The 19087-nt window shown below is 66.4% G+C and carries 18 protein-coding genes; 9 read left to right on the top strand and 9 right to left on the bottom strand.

Features of this window, described 5'->3' with window-relative positions:
* Positions 1-26: 26 nt before the first annotated feature.
* Positions 27-716, bottom strand: a complete 690-nt coding sequence (locus tag AC1MB9_RS01910; RefSeq protein ID WP_479963355.1) for a C40 family peptidase — start codon at positions 714-716, stop codon at positions 27-29.
* A 437-nt stretch (positions 717-1153) separates the two neighbouring features.
* Positions 1154-1861: an iron-dependent transcriptional repressor DtxR gene (locus tag AC1MB9_RS01905; protein ID WP_479963354.1), complete on the bottom strand. Its 708-nt coding sequence runs from the start codon at positions 1859-1861 to the stop codon at positions 1154-1156.
* A gap of 86 nt (positions 1862-1947) precedes the next feature.
* On the opposite strand from AC1MB9_RS01905, the gene serC reads away from it, so the two are divergent.
* Together serC and AC1MB9_RS01895 are read left to right on the top strand one after the other, a co-directional pair.
* The gene (serC, locus tag AC1MB9_RS01900) at positions 1948-3066 is read left to right on the top strand and encodes a phosphoserine transaminase (RefSeq protein WP_479963353.1); all 1119 of its coding nucleotides are present in this window, start codon (positions 1948-1950) and stop codon (positions 3064-3066) included.
* Positions 3067-3086: 20 nt separating this feature from the next.
* A complete protein-coding gene (locus AC1MB9_RS01895) occupies positions 3087-3323 on the top strand; it encodes a DUF2530 domain-containing protein (protein ID WP_479963352.1) in 237 nt (78 codons plus the stop codon).
* A 97-nt stretch (positions 3324-3420) separates the two neighbouring features.
* Here the strand turns inward: AC1MB9_RS01895 and AC1MB9_RS01890 are convergent, their stop codons facing one another.
* Complete coding sequence (locus AC1MB9_RS01890) at positions 3421-3951, bottom strand: DUF3027 domain-containing protein (protein ID WP_479963351.1); 531 nt, start codon at positions 3949-3951, stop codon at positions 3421-3423.
* A complete protein-coding gene (locus AC1MB9_RS01885) occupies positions 3944-4324 on the bottom strand; it encodes a cold-shock protein (RefSeq protein ID WP_479963350.1) in 381 nt (126 codons plus the stop codon). Before AC1MB9_RS01885 ends, AC1MB9_RS01890 begins: the two co-directional genes overlap by 8 nt.
* A 103-nt stretch (positions 4325-4427) precedes the next feature.
* Between AC1MB9_RS01885 and AC1MB9_RS01880 the strand changes: the two genes are divergently transcribed.
* The 3 genes from AC1MB9_RS01880 to AC1MB9_RS01870 are packed head-to-tail and all read left to right on the top strand — an operon-like array spanning position 4428 to position 8309.
* The gene (locus AC1MB9_RS01880; RefSeq protein WP_479963349.1) at positions 4428-4700 is read left to right on the top strand and encodes a hypothetical protein; all 273 of its coding nucleotides are present in this window, start codon (positions 4428-4430) and stop codon (positions 4698-4700) included.
* Positions 4701-4704: 4 nt separating this feature from the next.
* Positions 4705-6621 (top strand): helicase-associated domain-containing protein, encoded by a 1917-nt coding sequence (locus AC1MB9_RS01875; RefSeq protein WP_479963348.1) that lies wholly within the window; start codon positions 4705-4707, stop codon positions 6619-6621.
* Between the two features lie 41 nt (positions 6622-6662).
* Positions 6663-8309 (top strand): DNA repair helicase XPB, encoded by a 1647-nt coding sequence (locus AC1MB9_RS01870; protein WP_479963347.1) that lies wholly within the window; start codon positions 6663-6665, stop codon positions 8307-8309.
* 12 nt (positions 8310-8321) lie between these two features.
* On the opposite strand, the gene AC1MB9_RS01865 is transcribed toward AC1MB9_RS01870, so the two are convergent.
* Both AC1MB9_RS01865 and folP read right to left on the bottom strand, forming a co-directional pair.
* Complete coding sequence (locus AC1MB9_RS01865; RefSeq protein ID WP_479963346.1) at positions 8322-9053, bottom strand: pyrimidine reductase family protein; 732 nt, start codon at positions 9051-9053, stop codon at positions 8322-8324.
* On the bottom strand, positions 9050-9955 hold the full coding sequence (gene folP / locus AC1MB9_RS01860; RefSeq protein ID WP_479963345.1) for a dihydropteroate synthase: 906 nt from the start codon (positions 9953-9955) through the stop codon (positions 9050-9052). Before folP ends, AC1MB9_RS01865 begins: the two co-directional genes overlap by 4 nt.
* A 184-nt stretch (positions 9956-10139) precedes the next feature.
* Here folP and AC1MB9_RS01855 point away from each other — a divergent pair, with 184 nt between their 5' ends.
* The 3 genes from AC1MB9_RS01855 (at position 10140) to AC1MB9_RS01845 (ending at position 12961) form a co-directional block, all read left to right on the top strand.
* Positions 10140-10832, top strand: a complete 693-nt coding sequence (locus tag AC1MB9_RS01855; RefSeq protein WP_092112483.1) for a response regulator transcription factor — start codon at positions 10140-10142, stop codon at positions 10830-10832.
* 32 nt (positions 10833-10864) lie between these two features.
* On the top strand, positions 10865-12553 hold the full coding sequence (locus AC1MB9_RS01850) for a sensor histidine kinase (RefSeq protein WP_479963344.1): 1689 nt from the start codon (positions 10865-10867) through the stop codon (positions 12551-12553).
* A 117-nt stretch (positions 12554-12670) separates the two neighbouring features.
* Entirely contained in the window at positions 12671-12961 is a 291-nt protein-coding gene (locus AC1MB9_RS01845; RefSeq protein WP_479963343.1) for a WXG100 family type VII secretion target, read from the top strand.
* 13 nt (positions 12962-12974) lie between these two features.
* Here the strand turns inward: AC1MB9_RS01845 and AC1MB9_RS01840 are convergent, their stop codons facing one another.
* Entirely contained in the window at positions 12975-14180 is a 1206-nt protein-coding gene (locus tag AC1MB9_RS01840) for an ROK family protein (protein ID WP_479963342.1), read from the bottom strand.
* A 108-nt stretch (positions 14181-14288) separates the two neighbouring features.
* Between AC1MB9_RS01840 and AC1MB9_RS01835 the strand changes: the two genes are divergently transcribed.
* The gene (locus AC1MB9_RS01835) at positions 14289-15983 is read left to right on the top strand and encodes a glycoside hydrolase family 13 protein (protein WP_479963341.1); all 1695 of its coding nucleotides are present in this window, start codon (positions 14289-14291) and stop codon (positions 15981-15983) included.
* Positions 15984-16276: 293 nt separating this feature from the next.
* Here the strand turns inward: AC1MB9_RS01835 and groL are convergent, their stop codons facing one another.
* A complete protein-coding gene (gene groL / locus AC1MB9_RS01830; RefSeq protein WP_479963340.1) occupies positions 16277-17896 on the bottom strand; it encodes a chaperonin GroEL in 1620 nt (539 codons plus the stop codon).
* 130 nt (positions 17897-18026) lie between these two features.
* Positions 18027-19079 (bottom strand): DUF3048 domain-containing protein, encoded by a 1053-nt coding sequence (locus AC1MB9_RS01825; protein WP_479963339.1) that lies wholly within the window; start codon positions 19077-19079, stop codon positions 18027-18029.
* Between the last annotated feature and the right edge of the window lie 8 nt (positions 19080-19087).

Here is a 19087-nt window from a genome sequence, read left to right as displayed (position 1 = left end):
GAGCTGTCCGGCCGCTGCAGAGGAGGTTAGATCCCGATGCGCACGATGTAGTAATCACTGGTCCAGATGGGCTGGATGCGCACATTCTGACCGGTGTAGGGTGCGTGCAGAATGTTGCCGTTGCCGGCATAGAACCCGTCGTGGCCCGGCATGATGACAAGGTCGCCGGGAACGGCGTCTTCGATGGAGATGCGCGTGCCCGCGGCGCCCTGGCCGGTGGACGAGTGCGGCAGACTGACGCCGAACTGGGCGTAGACATACTTGATGAAGCCGGAGCAATCGAAGCCGGCCGGAGTCGCCCCGCCGTAGACATAGGGAACGCCCTGGTACTCGGCGGCCTTGTTGAAGACGGCCTGCAGATCGAATGCGGGGTGGTTCGGGCTGGCGAGGTAGTCGGCCGCTGACGGGCCGGTGTAGGCGCTCGCATACGTCACACGCTGCGAGGCGACCTCGATGCGACGGGCCTCCGCGGCCGCGGCCGCAACGACGGCAGCCTCGGCTGCCGCGGCAGCCGCGATTTCCTCGGGGGTCGTGGCAGAGAACCCCTCGCGGGCGACGGTCACGGTGTTGGCCTGGGCGTCGACCTCAACGGCCTGGGCGCCCGACTTGGTGGCCTGAGTCGACGCGGTCGATTCGAAGGTGGCGTCCCGTGAGCCGGGAGCGAAGGCATAGGCGGGCAGGGCCATCGTGGCGACGAGGCCAGAGGCGAGAGTCATGATGACGATGTTGCTGAGGCCACCACGGCGTGAGCGCTTCGGGGCGGCACGGCGGGCGGCGTTCTGCGGGCTGACCGACGTTTCCACTTGTGCCAGGGAATCGGATGTCGGTTTGGTCCCACGCCGGAGCCTTCTCATTCCGAATGCAGTCAAAGTTATCCTCCGACGCCTTGACAACACTAGGTAGTTGCCCCGTCCACTTCGCTCGTCGCGGGTGTGTTCCGCGGCAAGAGACGGGTAGCTGGCGTCTTGCCGAGGGTCCTTCGACCTTCGTCTGGTCTGTGGGACAGCTACGAGATTACGTGACAGCGGTTGGTTTGTCACTCTGAACGACGCTTTTCTAACGAATTGGTAACGAACTCTCAGGTCGAAACCAACGCCCGGCGCACTGTCGGCGCGGCACGGACTCTCCGTCTAGGGGCGCTGGATCGCTGTGATCACGCGAGAGTTACCGGTGTTGTGACGAAGACATGACCGGCAACATCGTTGGGCAATTCGAGGCCGTTTCCGTAACCTTCAACCTTCACCAGAACGTACGACCCGGCGGCCGAAAATTGGGCCGTCGCGCCGGGGAGCACCCCGGACTGTTTGAGCTGCAGCAGAAGCTCCGGGTCGAACTGCACGGGTTCACCGAGGCGACGGATGACCGCGCTCACCGGCTCTGGCGAGCCCGCCACGAGTGTGAGCAGGTTCGTGACGCCGGCCATGAATGCCACTGCCGGCGAATCGCCGAACTCGTCAAGGCCCGGAATCGGGTTGCCGTATGGAGATTCGGTGGGGTGCCCGAGGATCTCGAGGATCTTGCGCTCCACCTGCTCGCTCATCACGTGTTCCCAGCGGCAGGCCTCGTCGTGCACGAACTCCCACTCCAAACCGATCACGTCGCTCAGCAGCCGCTCGGCCAGCCGGTGCTTGCGCATCACATGGACGGCTTTGCTGCGTCCCGCAATGGTGAGCTCGAGGTGGCGATCCCCGGACACGACGACCAGGCCATCGCGTTCCATTCGCGCCACGGTCTGCGAAACGGTGGGGCCGGAGTGACCGAGGCGCTCCGAAATCCGGGCGCGGAGTGGCACGATCTGCTCTTCCTCCAGGTCAAGAATCGTGCGGAGGTACATCTCGGTGGTATCAATCAAGTCAGTCATCCGCAGCCTCTCTTTGGGCCGCTGCACGGCCTTGCCTTCGACGTAACAAGACTACCCGCCGCCGGCGGTGCAACTAGAATCGCCGTATGCCGGACCTGATGATTCCCACTGAACTGCTGCCCCTTGACGGACGATTCGGCTGCGGCCCATCGAAAATCCGTCGCGAACAACTCGATCACCTGATTGGATTCGCGACCGGAATTCTCGGAACGAGCCACCGTCAGCCCCCCGTGAAAGAGCTTGTCGGCCGCGTGCGCGCGGGCCTCGCCGAGCTCTTCGATATTCCTGAAGGCTACGAAGTCGTGCTCGGCAACGGCGGTTCCACCGCGTTCTGGGATTCCGCCGTCTTCTCGCTGATCGAGAAGCGCAGCCAGCACCTGGTGTTCGGCGAATTCGGCGGAAAGTTCGCCAAGGCCGCCGCCGCGCCCTTCCTCGACGCCCCCGACGTGGTGTCCGCAGAGCCCGGTTCTCGCAGTGAAGTCGCGCCACTGGACGGCATTGACGTGTACGCGTGGCCGCAGAACGAGACATCGACCGGTGTGATGGCCCCGGTCACCCGTGTCGTCGCGGACGAAGGCGCCCTCACCGTGATCGACGCCACGAGCGGCGCGGCCGGCATCGATTTCGCGGCCGACCAGGCGGATGTCTATTACTTCGCGCCGCAGAAAAACCTCGCCTCCGACGGTGGCCTGTGGCTGGCCCTCTTCTCCCCCGCCGCACTCGAACGCGTCGAGCGCATCCATGCGAGCGGACGTTACATCCCGGAGTTCCTCAGTCTCAAGAACGCGATCGATAATTCCCGTCTCAACCAGACCCTGAACACACCAGCCCTCAGCACCCTGCTGCTTCTGGAGAGCCAGATCGACTGGATCAACGAGAGCGGCGGACTGCCCTGGGCATCCGCGCGAACGCGGGAATCGTCATCCATCCTCTACGACTGGGCCGACAGCGTCGACTATGCGACTCCCTTCGTGACCGACAGGGCGCACCGCTCGCAGGTCGTCGCAACGATCGACTTCGACGACTCCGTCGACGCCTCGGCCATCAGCCGTACTCTGCGCGCCAACGGCATTCTCGACACCGAGCCGTACCGCAAGCTCGGCCGCAACCAACTGCGCGTGGGCACCTTCACGGCCATCGACCCGAACGATGTTCGTCGGCTCGTGCAGTCCATCGAGCACGTTGTCGGACACCTCGGCGACTAGACAGAGACAGGAGCAGGCCGATGCGATTGTGGTTGAAAGACAGCGAACGCCGGCCTGATCCCCTGCCCGCCAGAGCGGATGCCCGCGCCGCGCTGCTCACCGGCACCGTTGCGTGGCTGCTCGCCCTCGCGGCCGCCCTGATCTGGCGCGACCAGATCACCGAGGCCGGCCGGGCCTGGTGGGTCTGGTGCGCCGTGATCGGCGTGGCGCTGGGCCTTCTCGCCCTGTTGTGGGTGCAGCTGCGGCGGCGCCGCTAGCTCGTCGGTCGGGCGGCACCGCACGCAACCTCGGACATTCTCGCGACACGCCGCATCCCCACGCTGGAGCCGCGGCGTGCCGCATTTAGGTCCGAGGTCAGTGGTCCTCGGTGTCGAAGTCGACGCCGTCCAGGTGATCGTCGTCGAGGTGGTCTGCCTCGTCGTGTTCACCCTCGTCTGATTCCTCATCGTCGGCGTCGTCGTCATCCGATTCGTCGTCATCCGACTCGTCGGCCGTGTCGTCGTCGGAATCTCCCTCGCCGTCAATCAGGCGGTCGGACCACGGGACCCAGTCCGGCGCGGTCAGCGCGTACTCGCCGGGCATCAGCTCGGTCTCCAGCACGGTCGCCGCGGCGTTCTCGTCGATGCGCGCGAGTGACACGGTCCAGTGCCATCCCGGGTAGCCGCTCAGCGTGCAATCGAAGTGCAGCGAAACGACGCGCTCGCCCTCGACCTTGTGCCCGAGCAGTTCGCCGATCGACTCGGCAGGGGTGATCTCCTGCAGCGCCGTACGGGCCAGCTCGACGGCACCGAGAAGCACGTCATCGGCAACGATTGCCGGAGGCGTGGTGCTGTCGGACTGGGCGCGCTCACTCGTCACGGGCAGGGTGGCATCGTCATCAGGCATCCAGTTCTTCTGCAACTTTCCGCAGCATTGCTGCAATCTTGTGGCTGTGCGAGCTTTCCGGATAGCGGCCGCGGCGCAGATTGGCGCCGATCCCGTCCAGCATCTTCACGAGGTCTTCAACAATGATGGCCATGTCGTCGGCCGGTTTGCGATTGATTTTGGAGAGGCTCTGGGGTGCCTCGATCACGCGAACGGAGAGCGCCTGGGCGCCGCGCTTTCCATCGGCAATGCCGAACTCCAGTTTCGTGCCGGCTTTCACCGTCACGCCGGAGGGCAGTGCAGAAGCGTGGAGAAAGACCTCGTGGCCGTCATCAGAAGTGATGAAGCCGAAACCCTTTTCCTCGTCGTAGAACTTGACCTTGCCGGTGGGCATCTGGACCTCGCTGGAGTTAGGGGTGTGTGGGGCGCGCGAAACCGCGCTAGGTGCGGGTCCAGCATATTCCGTTCCAGCTGGTCGCGCCCCGTATCCTTAGAGTGTGACCAATCAAAATTCAGCCTCCACCGGCCGGCTCGAGCGCATCTTGGCGTACATGGTCGCGGGGGTGGTGGGACTCTCGATCTTGTCGTTCATTGCGATCATCGCCGGCACGGCCGCCGGCGCCGGCGCGGATGACGGCTTCAGCAAGGGCCTCTGGCCGTTCCTGTTCGTTCTTCCGCTGTACGGTCTGCCGGTCGCCTTTCTGTTGACCATCGGTCTCATCCTGTTCGTCGGCATGCGTCGCCGCCGCGAGTCCCGGGCAAACGAGTAATCGGATGCTGTCACTCGCCACCCGCCTGCGTGCCCTCGACGACACCACCCTTCGCCGTGCCCTCGAGGTGCGCCGGGTGACTCCGGCGGGCATCCGCGATTTCTTTGACCTTGCCGACGCCCTGCTGGAACCGGGCGCGGTGCAGAAAACCCTCGCTCATCTGGATCGCGCCACGCTCGCCGTCCTCGCCGGCGCCGGCGAGCTCGTTCGGGCCGGCACCGTCGAAGCCGCCCGGCTGAGCGCCATCGACCCCGCCGCGGCCTCGACCGGCACCGTTCCCGCGCCAACGCTCAGCGAGGTCACCGCGCACCTCTGCGACCTGAGCGGCACCGTCGTATCTGCCGAGCAGGTGGCCGCCCGGGCCGCCGAACTCGATGCCATGCTCCTGTGTCGCATCGTCGACGGTCGGCTAAGCCCCTACGACGCCGTCTCGACCCAGCTCCTCGCCTGGCCGACTCAGGGCCTGCCCAGCGCTGTCCAACTGGCATCCGTACCGGCCCCCGTCGATCTCGCCCCGGCCGAGGGGTTCGACATCGCGTTCGCCAACCAGCTCGCCGCCGAGCGCGCCTTCGCGTGCGTGTCCTCCATCGCGGAACTCGTCAGCGAACTGGCCAGGGACCCGGCCAGGGAACTCAGCCGCGGCGGTCTCGGACTGCCCGACACCAAGCGCCTGGCCCTGGTGATGAGTGTCGAGGTGGAGAACGTCCCCATTCTCGTGAGTATCGCGGCCCGAGCCGACCTGATCGCCCACTCCGACGGTTACTGGATGGAAACCGAGACCGGGGAGTCGTGGCTGCTCAGCGCCACCTCCGAGCGCTGGGCCTCCCTCGCGCAGGCCTGGCTCCAGAACGTGCCGAACTCCGTGCGGGACATCCTCCCTCGAGAAGCGGGGGTCGTGTGGGGCGCCGGGTTACGCGGCTTCGTCGATTGGCTGTATCCGGCCGGTGGCGAGTGGATGGCCACCCAGGTCGCCCAGTTCGCCCGCGACGCCGAAATCCTCGGACTCACGGTGCAGGAGGCGACCAGCCGCGCCGGCGCGCACGTGCTCGGCCGCGACCTCGAATCGGCGACCGCCACCATGACCGAATCCCTGCCCTCCGAGGTGGGCGCCGTGTACCTGCAGCACGATCTCTCGATTGTGGCGCCCGGTCCCCTCGCCCCCTCGATCGACGCGCGGCTTCGCTGCCTCGCCGATGTAGAAGGACGGGAGCTGGCGTCGAGTTACCGCATCACCGCGGCATCCGTGAACCGGGCCCTCGCCGCGGGCGAGAATGCGGAGACGCTGCTGACGTTCCTCGGCGCCATTTCTCTCACCGGCATTCCGCAGCCGGTTCAGTACCTGATCGAGGAATCGGCCGCACGGTACGGTCGCGTTCGTGTCGGCAGCCTGCCCACCGGGGCCGCCCCCCTGCACAGCTACGTGTCCTCCCACGATGCCGCGCTCCTGGGAACCATCGCGGTCGACCAGACTCTCTCCGCGCTGGGGCTCGAACGTGACGGCGACCGGCTCATCTCCCGTTTCGCCGCCGACCTCATTTTCTGGGCGCTCAGCGACGCCCGCTACCCGGTGGCGGCCGAAAATGCCGCGGGCGAGATCGTTCACTTGCGCCGTCACCAGATGGCCCGCGTCGTCCCGCAGACACCGGTCGACCCGGCCCAGACCCTGGTCGACAAGCTTCGCGCGAGCGACGGGGGCGAAGTGATGGCGGCGGATGCCTGGCTCGCCCGTCAACTGGATACCGCCATCCGCTCCAAGGCCACGGTGACGGTGAGCATCAGCATGCCCGGCGGCGTTGTCGTGGACTATTTGCTGGAGCCGGCGAGCGTGGGCGGCGGACGCTTTCGGGCGCGCGACCGCCGTGCTGACATTGAGCGCACCCTGCCGATCTCGAGCATTATCAGCATCACTCCTGCACCGTAGCTGTACGGCTTCGACGCCCAACGGGCGTAGGCTTGCTGGCTATGTCTGATGGCCCACTGATCGTCCAAAGTGACCGCACGGTTTTGCTCGAGGTCGCGCACCCTTTCGCGGAGGATGCGCGGCACGATCTCGCCGTTTTCGCTGAACTCGAACGCGCCCCGGAGCACATTCACACCTACCGCATAACCCGGCTCGGTCTGTGGAACGCCCGAGCCGCGGGGCACGATGCCTCGGATATGCTCGCCACGCTCGAGAAGTATTCAAAATTCGCGATCCCGCAAACAGTGGCGGTGGACATCACCGAAACCGTCGGTCGCTACGGTCGCCTCGTGATCGAACGGGACGGCGAGGGCAGCCTCGTGCTGCAGAGCAACGACCAGGCCGTGCTCACCGAAATCGCCGGCGCCAAGCGCATCGCGCCGCTGCTGATCGGCCACCCGTCCACCGACACCTACCTGGTGGAGCCATGGGCGCGCGGGCAGCTCAAGCAGGAGCTGGTGAAGCTCGGCTGGCCCGCCGAAGACCTCGCCGGTTACACGCCTGGAACCCCGCATGAGATCGCCCTGCTCGAAGACGGGTGGGCGCTGCGCGACTACCAGAACAAGGCCGTGTCGAGCTTCTTCGACGGTGGCTCCGGCGTCGTCGTGCTGCCCTGCGGCGCCGGCAAGACACTGGTGGGCGCCGGGGCCATGGCCACCGCCAAGACCAACACGCTCATCCTCGTGACCAACACGGTGTCGGCGCGCCAGTGGCGCGATGAGCTGCTCAAACGCACGACGCTGACCGCGGATGAGATCGGCGAGTACTCGGGGCAGGTGAAAGAGGTCAAGCCGGTCACCATCGCCACCTATCAGATCCTGACCGCCAAGCGGAAGGGCGAGTACGCGCACCTCGAATTGCTGGACGCCATGGACTGGGGCCTCGTGATCTACGACGAGGTGCACCTGTTGCCGGCGCCGGTCTTCAAACTCACCGCCGAGCTGCAGGCCCGTCGTCGACTCGGGCTCACGGCCACCCTCGTACGCGAAGACGGCCGGGAAGGCGACGTGTTCTCGCTGATCGGGCCCAAACGCTTCGACGCGCCGTGGAAGGAGATCGAGGCCCAGGGCTTCATCTCGCCCGCCTCCTGCTTCGAGGTGCGCATCGACCTGCCCCAATCCGAACGGCTCACCTACGCCGCCGCGGCCGATGATGAGCGTTATCGCCTCGCCGCCACGGCGCCGGCCAAACTCGGCGTGGTGCAGGCACTTATCGCCAGGCACGAGGGCGAACGCATCCTCGTGATCGGGCAGTACCTCGACCAGATCGAAGAACTCGCGGCGGTCCTGGACGCGCCGCAGCTCACCGGGGCGACGCCGGTCGACGAACGCGAGCGGCTGTACCAGGCCTTCCGCGTGGGCGAGGTGAAGGTGCTCGTCGTGTCGAAGGTCGCGAACTTCTCCGTCGACCTGCCCGAGGCGACCGTGGCCATCCAGGTGTCGGGTTCTTATGGGTCGCGCCAGGAAGAGGCCCAACGCCTCGGACGGTTGTTGCGTCCTAAGGAGTCGGGTCTTTCTGCGAATTTCTACACGCTCGTCGCCCGCGACACCGTGGACCAGGACTTCGCGCAGAACCGCCAGCGGTTCCTCGCCGAGCAGGGCTACAGCTACACGATCCTCGACTCGCAAAGCCTCCAGGCCGCCGTCTGAGGCTCCTCCGGGCTACTGGGCGGGCGGCGCCGCCCGGTGCCGGCGCACGTAGCGCAGGAAGACCATGTCCCCCGCGGTGAACACATGCCACAACGTCATGGTCCGGCTGGCCTGGGCGTGGCCGTTCGAAATGCGACCGGCGGAGCCGCCCTCCAGCACGGGGCTCACGCTCAGGCACATTTCATCCACGCAGTCGGCCTCGAGTAGCGCACCGAACAGGCTCGGCCCGCCCTCGCACAGGATCTGCGGGTAGCCGCGCACCGACAGAGCGAGCACCATCGCCACCGGGTCGACGGCGTCCTCGCCGCACACGAGCACATCGGCAACGCGGCTGAGGGCGTTCCGGGCGCGCACGGGCGACTGGGCGTGGGTCACGACGAGGGGGCGCACGACCGCATCGGTGAAAATCGGATGCCTCGGGTCCAGATCGAGCCGTCCTGACACGATCGCGATGGGCGGTTGCGGTGCGAGGCCGTGTTCGAGGCGCCAGGCGGCATCCGCCGGTGGCAGGCGCACCCCGCCGTAGCCCTCGGCGCGGACGGTGCCGGCGCCCACCAGGATCACGTCGGTGAGCATGCGGAGGGTGTCGAAAACGAGTTTGTCGTCGGCGTTGTTGAGGCCACCGCTCAGTCCGTCGTGGGTGGACGCGCCATCGATGCTCGCGATGAAATTGACGCGCACGAGCGGCACGCGCCGGTCGGCGACCCGGTGACGCTGGATGAGCTCCGGGCGGGAGAGAATCACTGGTTGTGCCGCAGGTAGGCGGGCCGACGAAAGCCGAGAATGGCCTCCGTCATCCGAGCGGCGTCGACGGCGGCGGTCACGTTGTGCATGCGCACGATGCGCGCCCCCTGCAGGATGCACGCAACCATGGCGGCGAGGGAACCCTCCACGCGATCCCCGCGCTCACGGTCGAGCGTCTCGCCGACGAAGTCCTTGTTGGACACGGCCACGAGGGTGGGCAGTCCGAGTGCGGCAACCTCGTGCAGGCGTCGGGTGATCTCGAGCGAGTGCAGCGTGTTCTTGTTCAGGTCGTGGCCCGGATCGACCACGAGGCGTTCTGTCGGCACGCCGTTGGCCACGGCCCGCTCGACCCTGGCCTGCAGAAAATCGACGACGTCGTGCACGACGTCGTCGTAGGTGGGCGAGGGGAACTGTGTCCGTGGGGCGGCCAGGCTGTGTGTGATCACCAGTGTCGCGTCGCTGTCCGCGACGACGCGGGCCATGGCCGGGTCGTGGAGTCCCGTCGTGTCGTTGATCACATGAGCGCCGGCGCGCAGCGCGGCCAGAGCGACCGTCGGGTGGAAGGTGTCGACGGAAATCACCGTCCCGGTGCCACGCAGCGCTTCAACGACCGGAACGACGCGGCTGATCTCCTCCGCAATCGGCACCGCCGGGCCCGGGGCGAATTTGGCTCCTCCGATGTCGACCCAGTCTGCGCCGTCGTCGATGGCCTTCAGCGCGGCGGCAACGGAGGCGTCGAGGGCGAACGTTGCCCCGCGGTCGTAAAACGAATCGGGTGTGCGGTTGATCACGGCCATGACCGCCACCTCCCGGGAGAAGTCGAAGAGGCGCCCGTTCATCCGGCGCCGCGGCTCGTCGATCTTCGGCAGACGCAGTCCTGTCGCGGTTGTATCGGCGCTCATCGGCTGGCCTCCAGTGTTATTTGTGCCGGTCACGTGTGGCGTCGATCAGCCACCGTCGGGCGACAAAATCGTACCGTGCCATGTTCTCATTCGCGACGGTCCCGAGAACGGCCGTGGTGCGGGCAATCGACCACACACCGTCTACTCACAGGAATCCTTCAGCTAACGCGCAGAGAATGGGGTCATGACTGATGGCCCTCGCATTCTTATTGTTGATGACGAACCGAACATCCGCGACCTGCTCACGACCAGCCTGCGCTTCGCCGGCTTCGCCGTGCGTGCCGTCGGCAACGGCGCCCAGGCGATTTCTGCCGTACTGGAGGAAGAGCCCGACCTCATCATTCTCGACGTGATGTTGCCCGACATGAACGGATTCGGCGTGACGAAACGCCTTCGCAGCGCCGGATACACGGCTCCGATCCTCTTCCTCACCGCGAAGGACGACACGGAAGACAAGATCACCGGCCTCACCGTCGGTGGCGACGACTACGTGACCAAGCCCTTCAGCCTCGACGAGATCGTCGCACGCATCAAGGCGATTCTGCGCCGCACGATGCACGCCGATGAGGACGCCGTCATCCGCGCCGGAGAGCTCACGATGGACCAGGACACGCACGAGGTGCTCGTGGGAACCGAAGCGATTGAGCTGAGCCCCACCGAATTCAAACTGCTGCGTTACCTCATGCTCAACCCGAACCGGGTGCTGTCGAAGGCGCAGATCCTCGATCATGTGTGGGAATACGACTTCAACGGTGATGCCGGAATCGTGGAGTCGTACATCTCCTACCTGCGCCGAAAGGTCGACGTGCACTCGAGCGAGCCACTCATCCAGACCAAGCGCGGCTTCGGATACATGCTCAAGGCGGCCAAGGCGTAGTCCCAGACTTCGTTCTCTAGACTGGAGCTCTCATGCATCAGTCATTGTCCGAACGTTGGAGCCGCACCTCGCTGCGATCCAAGATCACGGGCGTGACCGTGCTCATGCTCACGCTCGGTCTGCTTGTTTCGGGCATCGGCACCATGGCGATGCTGCAGCAGCACGTTGTGGCGCAGGTTGACACCCAGTTGCGCGCCGAAATTCAGACGACGCTCACGTCGTCGTCGTCGTCGGCACTGTCCGAGGGCGGCGCCGAGCTGGTGCCCTCCAGCTATTACGCCGCCCTATACGACGCCGACGGGCGGCTGCTCACACGCACATGGCGAGAGCACGACCACGCCGACCTACCCGTCGTGGGCATGCCGCTCAACCTGGCGCAAACCGCCAAGCTCGACGGACGCACGCAGACCCTGTACGACGCGTCGCACGACACGTCCTTTCTGGCGGTCGCCGTTCCCGTGGTGATCTCACCCAACGGAACCTACGGCACGCTCCTGATGGCCGTGTCCCTGAGGCCCACCGAGAACACCATGGCCACCTACCTCACGATCTTCCTGGGCTTCGGCGCCGGCGTTGTGCTCATCGGGGCCATGCTCACGCGTCTGCTCGTCACGACCACCTTCGCCCCACTGCGCGAAGTTGAGCGCACCGCCGCGGCCATCGCTGACGGTGATTTCAGCCAGCGGCTCGGCGGCGCCACGCCGAACACCGAGGTCGGTCGCCTCAACCGTTCCCTCAACACCATGCTGAATCGCATCGACCGGGCCTTCAAGGACCGTGCCCGCACGATCGATCAGATGCGCCGGTTCGTCGGCGATGCCAGCCATGAGCTGCGTACGCCGCTCGTCTCCGTGCGCGGATACGCCGAGCTCTACAGGATGGGCGCCCTTCAGACGCCCGACGATGTGGCGCAGGCCATGCAGCGAATCGAGAAGGAAGCCATCCGCATGGGCGGCCTCGTCGAAGACCTGCTGGAACTGGCGCGACTGGACGAGACCAAGCCGCTCGCCCTCGCGCCGGTCGACCTGGTTCCGCTCGCCCGCGATGCGGCCCTCGACGCCATGGCCTCCGCCCCGGCGCGCCAGGTCACCGTGGTGACACCGGCGCCGGTCACGATCGCGTCCCCGGAATCCGCAGCCGCAACGTCGTCCGAGCCGTCAACGGCCGGCGTCGCCGACAGCGACACCGCCCACACCACGGGAGCGCTCTCGTTCGCGTCGACGCTGGCACGGCTGCGTACCCGAAAGCCCCGTCGAACGGATGCCCCCGTGCCGCTCGTTGAGGAGGCAGTCGACACGACCGCCGCCGCGGGTGAGATGCCCGCGATCGTCATGGCGGAGGAAAACAAGATCCGCCAGGTGATCACCAACCTGATGGGCAACGCGATGCGTTTCACCGCCGCCGACGGCCCGATCGAACTCGAAGTGTCGGTTGACCCCGTGAACCAGCGCGCATCCATTTCGGTCATCGACCACGGCGAAGGAATCCCCCCACAGGTTCGCGAGAAGATCTTCCAACGATTCTGGCGCGCCGACTCGTCGAGAGCGAGAGAGACCGGCGGCAGCGGGCTCGGCCTCGCGATCGTGGCGGCAATCGTCGCCTCACACAACGGCACCGTTGACATGGTCGAGACCCCGGGCGGCGGCGCGACGTTCCGGGTGTCCCTCCCCCTGGCCGGTAGCCCGAGCGCACCTCAGCTCACAGAGCCCGGCACGGCCTGAGACGACCGGCCCTCCACCGCCCGTGACGGTGGACGGTTGCGCACAAATTACTCGTGCCGCGAGGGGCGGCGGGCATCGTTTCCTATCGTTGAAGCACACCTCAAGGAAAGGAACGTCATGACCAGCTACCAGGTAGACAGCGAGGCACTTGTGTCTGCCGCAAACGCCACCCGCGGCACGATCGGTCGCATCGAGGCCGACGTGATCGGACTGCACGGACAGCTCGTCGGGATCGACGCTGTCTGGTCGGGGCAGGCGTCAGCGGCCTTCCAGGGCGCCGTCGCCAATTGGAAGGCCGTGCAGCAACAGGTCGAAGAATGTCTCTCCGGGCTCAACCAGGCGCTCGGTCTGGCCGGCCAGCAGTATGCCGAGATCGAGCAGGCCAACACCCGGCTCTTCGCGCGATGACCGGGGTCACCGATCAGACGGCCGCAACGTTCAGCTCGAGCGCGTTCGCGTCGACGTAGTCGAGGGCCAGGCGAACGGCACCGACGGCAACGATCGCGTCCCCCAGCGTCGACACGGCCACCCTCGGCGGTGTCGCCGTCCAGCGGGGCAGCTCCCCTTCGATCGCAGCCACGAGCGTGCCGGCGGATGCCGCGACCGCGCCGCCGATGACAACCAGCGTGGGATTGAACATGGTCCCGAACATCGCCACCACCCGGGCCATGCGCAGGGCGATACGGTGCAGAATCGCGCCGGCGACGGCGTCGCCCGCGGCCGCCGCGTGAAACACCATCTCGGCCGTGACGGGGCCGTCCCCGCCTCCCAGCGCCGTCAGGGTGGTCGGGGGCGCCCCACAGGCCACGGCCGCGGTACCCCATAGTCGGGCGAGGCCCGCGATGCCGTCGGCCGTTCCGACTCCGCCAATGAGCTCGAGGCTCCCCACCTCGCCCGCCCCACCGGCGCTCCCGTGCAGGAGCCTCCCGCTCTCCATCAGGCCGGTTCCGATACGCTCACCGGCGAGCATCACGGCCAGGTCGTCGACCCCGGCGCCCACGCCGCACCATCGTTCCGCCAGGGCTGCGAGATTCGCGTCGTTCTCGATCCGCGCCGTCCATCCGAACCGGCTCCACAGTTCCGCCTGCAACCCCATGTCGAAGGCCTCCCAGAACTCCTGGCCGTGGGAGATGACGCCGTCGCGGCTCACCGCCGCGGCAACCCCTACCCCGGCGGCGAGAATCATCCGGTGGGTCAGTCCCGCCGACTCGAGGGCCTCCGACACTGCCCGGTCAATCGTGGCCACGCGTTCGGCAGCGGGCGCCTCGAAGGCGCTGAAGGTCTCCACCGCCTTGCCGAGCCGACATCCCGTGAGGTCGGCCACAAGAACAGTGGTCTTCGCCGCGCCCACATCAATCCCCACGACGGCCCCGGCGCCGTGGTTGAACCGGAAGTGTCGGGCCGGGCGCCCCTTGACACTGTCCGACGTCGAGCGACCACTGCCGACTTCCAGCACCCACCCCAGGCGAATCAGGTCGTCGCAGGCGGCGATCACGGTTGCGCGGGTCAGCCCGGTGTGTGCCATCAGATCCGAGCCGGTCACCACTCCCGCGGCGCGCATGTGGCGGAGGATGACCGTCATGTTCGTGCGCCGCAGCAGTTGGGGACCGGTGGCCGTCAGTTCCATGGAGTCCTTCTTGACGGGCGAAGCCCGTGCTCCGCATAATGAGAGGGCCATATAGATTTAGACTCTATCTCAAAGCCGAGCACGACGCATCACGCAGAGGACTTCGTCATGACCCCCACCGAGCGCGCGCACCTTTCCCGTCCACAAGACGCCGACCGCATGGCCGACCCGAATTGGTGGCGACAGGCGGCGGTCTACCAGATCTATCCGCGCAGCTTCTCCGATTCGAACGGTGACGGCATCGGCGACATGAAGGGCATCACCGCCAAGGTTCCGTATCTCGCGAGCCTCGGCATTGACGCGGTCTGGCTCAGCCCCTTCTACCCCTCGGCACTCGCCGACGGCGGCTACGACGTGGATGACTATCGCGACGTGGATCCGAAACTGGGCACTCTTGCCGATTTCGACGAGATGACGGCGGCCCTGCACGCGAACGGAATCAAACTCATCGCGGACATCGTTCCCAACCACTCCTCGAATCTGCACGAGTGGTTCCAGGAAGCGCTCGCCTCCCCCCGCGGTTCGGCGGCACGCGCCCGGTACATTTTCCGTGAGGGCCGCGGCCCCGGCGGCGATCTGCCCCCCTCCGACTGGACCGGGATGTTCGGCGGAAGCGCGTGGGACCGGATCGAGGAGCCCGACGGCACGCCCGGCCAGTGGTACCTGCACCTCTTCGCCCCCGAACAGCCCGACTGGAACTGGGACAACCGCGAGGTGCGCGACGACTTTCTGAAGACCCTGCGTTTCTGGTCTGACCGCGGCGTCGACGGGTTCCGCGTCGACGTGGCGCATGCCCTCGCGAAGAACCTCACCGAGCCGTTGCCCTCAACCAGCGACCTCACCCTGGAAGGCGAGCAGGTCGACGGCTCGCATCCGTTCTGGGACCGCGATGAGGTGCACGACATTTACACCGAGTGGCGCGCCGTGTTCAACGAGTACACGCCCCCGCGCACCGCTGTTGCCGAGGCATGGGTGCACCCCACTCGCCGTGCGCGTTACGCGAGCACCGGCGGCCTCGGACAGGCATTCAACTTCGACCTGCTGCTGGCCGACTTCGACGCTGCACAATTCCGGGACATCATTACGCTCAATCTCGCGGAGGCCGCGGCGTCCGGCGCCTCGTCCACGTGGGTCTTCTCCAACCACGATGTCGTCCGCCATGCCACCCGCTACGGTCTCCCCATCGGCGATAGCCGTCAGGACGGCAAGGTCTGGGTGCTCTCCGGCGGCGCGGCGCCGGCGCTGGACCGGGATCTCGGAGCTCGCCGCGCCCGTGCGGCCACGCAGCTCATGCTCGCCCTTCCCGGATCCGCCTATCTCTACCAGGGCGAAGAGCTCGGCCTGCACGAAGTCGTCGAGATCCCGGACGCTGACCGTCAGGACCCCGCATTCTTCCGCAACAAGGGCGTTGAGAAGGGCCGCGACGGATGCCGTGTGCCGCTCCCCTGGACCGCCACCGGCGCATCCTTCGGCTTCGGCACCGCAGGAGCGCACCTACCGCAGCCGGCGTGGTTCGCCGATTTCAGCGTGGAGGTGCAGGAGCAGAACCCGGATTCGACGCTGTTCTTCTACCGCCGAGCTCTCGCCCTCCGCCGCGAGCTGCAGGATGAAGAAGACCTCGTGTGGCTCCCGACGGCTAACCCGGACGTGTTGCACTTCGGGCGTCCGGGGGGATGGCACGCGATCACCAACTTCGCCGGAGCGCCCGTCGCGCTGCCCGCGGGCGAGGTGGTGCTCACGAGCGCTCCCCTGCAGGCGGGCCTGCTTCCCGAGAACACCACCGCCTGGGTGATCGCCGACTGACCCGCGCCCACCCTGCCGGCCTGCGCCCACACCCGGCCCCCGCGCCCACACCCGAGGTTCGGGCCCAGCCCCAGCCCCATCCTGCGTGCCGCACCCCGGTGTCGGTCGCTACTTCAGGAGATCCGCTCCCGGGGGCGCCCCACGCCCGCGCCGATCCGCGGCCGGGCGGATGCGCGGCGCCGGATCTCCTGAAGTAGCGACCCCTCGGGCTCGAGCGCCGACACAAAAAATGGGCGCCTCCCGAGGGAGACGCCCATTCTTATCGTGCGGTGCTGCGTGGTGCCGCGGCGGACTTAGAAGTCCATGCCACCGGAGGGGTCGCCGGCCGGAGCCGGGTTCTTCTCGGGCTTGTCGGCGACAACGGCCTCGGTGGTGAGGAACAGACCCGCGATCGACGCTGCGTTGAGCAGCGCGGAGCGGGTGACCTTCACCGGGTCATTGATGCCGGCAGCGAGCATGTCAACGTACTCGCCGGTCGCGGCGTTGAGGCCGAATCCGACGGGCAGGTTGCGTACCTTATCCGCGACAACGCCAGGCTCGAGGCCGGCGTTGAGGGCGATCTGCTTGAGCGGGGCGTCGATGGCGACGCGCACGATGTTCGCGCCCGTTGCCTCGTCGCCGGTCAGCTGAAGCTTCTCGAAGGCGGTCTTGCCGGCCTGGATGAGCGCAACGCCACCACCGGCGACGATGCCCTCTTCGACGGCTGCCTTCGCGTTACGAACGGCGTCCTCGATACGGTGCTTGCGCTCCTTGAGCTCAACCTCCGTCGCGGCGCCGGCCTTGATGACGGCAACGCCGCCGGCAAGCTTGGCGAGACGCTCCTGGAGCTTCTCACGGTCGTAGTCGCTGTCGGTGTTCTCGATCTCGTTGCGGATCTGCTGAACGCGTCCGGCAATTGCCTCGACGTCTCCGGCACCCTCAACGATGGTCGTCTCGTCCTTGGTGATGACGACCTTGCGGGCGTTACCAAGCAGGTCGAGCGTGACGTTCTCGAGCTTGAGGCCGACCTCTTCAGAGATGACCTGTCCACCGGTGAGGATGGCGATGTCCTGAAGCTGGGCCTTGCGACGGTCTCCGAAGCCGGGAGCCTTGACGGCGACCGACTTGAAGATGCCACGGATCTTGTTCACGACGAGCGTGGCCAGAGCCTCGCCGTCGACGTCCTCGGCAATGATGAGGAGCTGCTTGCCGGTCTGGATGACCTTGTCCACGATGGGGAGCAGGTCCTTGATGTTCGAGACCTTGGAGTTGACGATCAGGATGTACGCGTCTTCGAAGACGGCTTCCTGACGGTCGGCGTCGGTCACGAAGTATGCGGAGAGGTAGCCCTTGTCGAAGCGCATGCCCTCGGTGAGCTCAAGCTCGGTGCCGAAGGTGTTCGACTCCTCGACGGTGACAACACCCTCCTTGCCGACCTTGTCGATGGCCTCGGCGATGATCGCGCCGATCTCGGGGTCGCCGGCAGAGATGGATGCGGTTGCCGCGATCTCTTCCTTGGTCTCGACCTCTTTCGCGTTCGCGATGAGCTCGGTGATGACGGCAGCAGTTGCCTTCTCGATGCCGCGCTTGAGGCTGATCGGGTCAGCGCCGGCTGCGACGTTGCGCAGGCCTTCGCGGACGAGAGCCTGGGCGAGCACGGTGGCGGTGGTGGTTCCGTCGCCGGCTACGTCGTCAGTCTTCTTGGCGACCTCCTTGACGAGCTCCGCGCCGATCTTCTCGTACGGGTCGTCGAGCTCGATCTCCTTGGCGATGGAGACGCCGTCGTTGGTGATCGTGGGGGCGCCCCACTTCTTCTCCAGAACGACGTTACGGCCGCGCGGGCCGAGGGTGACCTTGACGGTGTCGGCGAGAATGTTCAGGCCGCGCTCAAGCCCACGACGGGCCTCTTCATTGAATGCAATGATTTTTGCCATATGTGTAACTCGTCCCTCCCGGACGTTCCAAAAACGATGATGGGTTAGCACTCAAACGTGAGAGTGCTAACTAGATTCTGGCACTCTGGGGTCGAGAGTGCAAGCGAACCGGGTGTGGCGAGGGCTCAGCTCACGGCAACAGCTCGAGGGATCCCTGATCGATGGGGACGAGCTCGATCCAGGTATTTCCCGGGGCGAGGCGAATGGTGACCCCGTTGGCATCCACGAAGCGAATGGGATCGTCGCGCGAGTCCTTCACCCAGGTGGCGCTGATGGTCTGTCCCCCGGTCGAAACGGATGCCTCCCCCGAGCCGATCATCATCGTCTTGGGAATGGACCCGTACCGGTGGTCGATCGCCACGCGCAGGGTGAGGACGTTCGTCGACGTGAGCTGCGCGCCGTTTCCGTCCAGGTCGGGTGCACCCTCCTGAGAGCGCAGGTAGGACGCTCCCGCGGCATCCCAGCTCCAACTGGGCGAGCGCACGGTGGAGAATCGCATGTTGATGGCCGAGATGGGGGTGCCGTCCACCATTGCCGAGGAGTCCGCAACGGACGGCGCGTAGCCGAACTGTTGCGGGGGTGCCGGAAGGTCGTTGTGGCGGCTCACCATCTCACTGGCCTCAAGCACCACGTTGTGCGGTGCAGATTTGCTGCTGATTCGCGAGAACAGTCCCGTGGTGTCCTCGTCGAAGCTGGCGTTGAACACGGGCGCGCTGCGGATCATGCCCAGGAAAGCCTGGGCTCCGCCGGAATACGCGGCGATCCCGCCGAAGGGAGACATGATGTCGGGGTCCATCGGACGGATTGACCGCACCGGGCCGATCACGTCGGGGACGTCGGAGTGCCACACGGCCACGTAGCGGGTAATTCCACCCTCGACGAGTTCTTCAAAGACGATATCCGTGCGCTCCAGGCCGATTTGAGGCCGTGCGGCGTCGTGGTTGTCGATCTTGGCCGAGATGGATGGATGCGCGGCCGTCGCGGCGGCCACCTCGGTTCCACGCAATGGGGCGAGCTCAATCGGCGCCGGCTCGACATAGGTTGATTCCCACCCGGACGCGCTCGGAGTGGGTGCGACCGTGGCTGCACTGGAGCACGCGCTGAGGAGCAGCGCCGGAATGATGACCGCGACGATGCGTCCGACTGAGCGGGGACCGGCGGCCGGAATGTTTTTTGCCTTCACCTCGACAC

It is taken from the genome of Cryobacterium sp. AP27 (genome assembly GCF_056680495.1).
Note: the sequence above shows the minus strand (reverse complement) of the source record. Positions and strands in the feature narration are given on the sequence as shown.

Bases quoted from the DNA above. Each gene is read 5' to 3' on its own strand.
- AC1MB9_RS01845 (WP_479963343.1), top strand. From the start codon at position 12,671: ATGACCAGCTACCAGGTAGACAGCGAGGCACTTGTGTCTGCCGCAAAC.
- AC1MB9_RS01875 (WP_479963348.1), top strand. From the start codon at position 4,705: ATGCTGTCACTCGCCACCCGCCTGCGTGCCCTCGACGACACCACCCTT.
- AC1MB9_RS01905 (WP_479963354.1), bottom strand. From the start codon at position 1,861: ATGACTGACTTGATTGATACCACCGAGATGTACCTCCGCACGATTCTT.
- AC1MB9_RS01850 (WP_479963344.1), top strand. From the start codon at position 10,865: ATGCATCAGTCATTGTCCGAACGTTGGAGCCGCACCTCGCTGCGATCC.
- AC1MB9_RS01835 (WP_479963341.1), top strand. From the start codon at position 14,289: ATGACCCCCACCGAGCGCGCGCACCTTTCCCGTCCACAAGACGCCGAC.
- AC1MB9_RS01855 (WP_092112483.1), top strand. From the start codon at position 10,140: ATGACTGATGGCCCTCGCATTCTTATTGTTGATGACGAACCGAACATC.
- groL (WP_479963340.1), bottom strand. From the start codon at position 17,896: ATGGCAAAAATCATTGCATTCAATGAAGAGGCCCGTCGTGGGCTTGAG.
- serC (WP_479963353.1), top strand. From the start codon at position 1,948: ATGCCGGACCTGATGATTCCCACTGAACTGCTGCCCCTTGACGGACGA.
- AC1MB9_RS01840 (WP_479963342.1), bottom strand. From the start codon at position 14,180: ATGGAACTGACGGCCACCGGTCCCCAACTGCTGCGGCGCACGAACATG.
- AC1MB9_RS01910 (WP_479963355.1), bottom strand. From the start codon at position 716: ATGACTCTCGCCTCTGGCCTCGTCGCCACGATGGCCCTGCCCGCCTAT.
- AC1MB9_RS01885 (WP_479963350.1), bottom strand. From the start codon at position 4,324: ATGCCCACCGGCAAGGTCAAGTTCTACGACGAGGAAAAGGGTTTCGGC.
- AC1MB9_RS01870 (WP_479963347.1), top strand. From the start codon at position 6,663: ATGTCTGATGGCCCACTGATCGTCCAAAGTGACCGCACGGTTTTGCTC.
- folP (WP_479963345.1), bottom strand. From the start codon at position 9,955: ATGAGCGCCGATACAACCGCGACAGGACTGCGTCTGCCGAAGATCGAC.
- AC1MB9_RS01890 (WP_479963351.1), bottom strand. From the start codon at position 3,951: ATGCCTGATGACGATGCCACCCTGCCCGTGACGAGTGAGCGCGCCCAG.
- AC1MB9_RS01895 (WP_479963352.1), top strand. From the start codon at position 3,087: ATGCGATTGTGGTTGAAAGACAGCGAACGCCGGCCTGATCCCCTGCCC.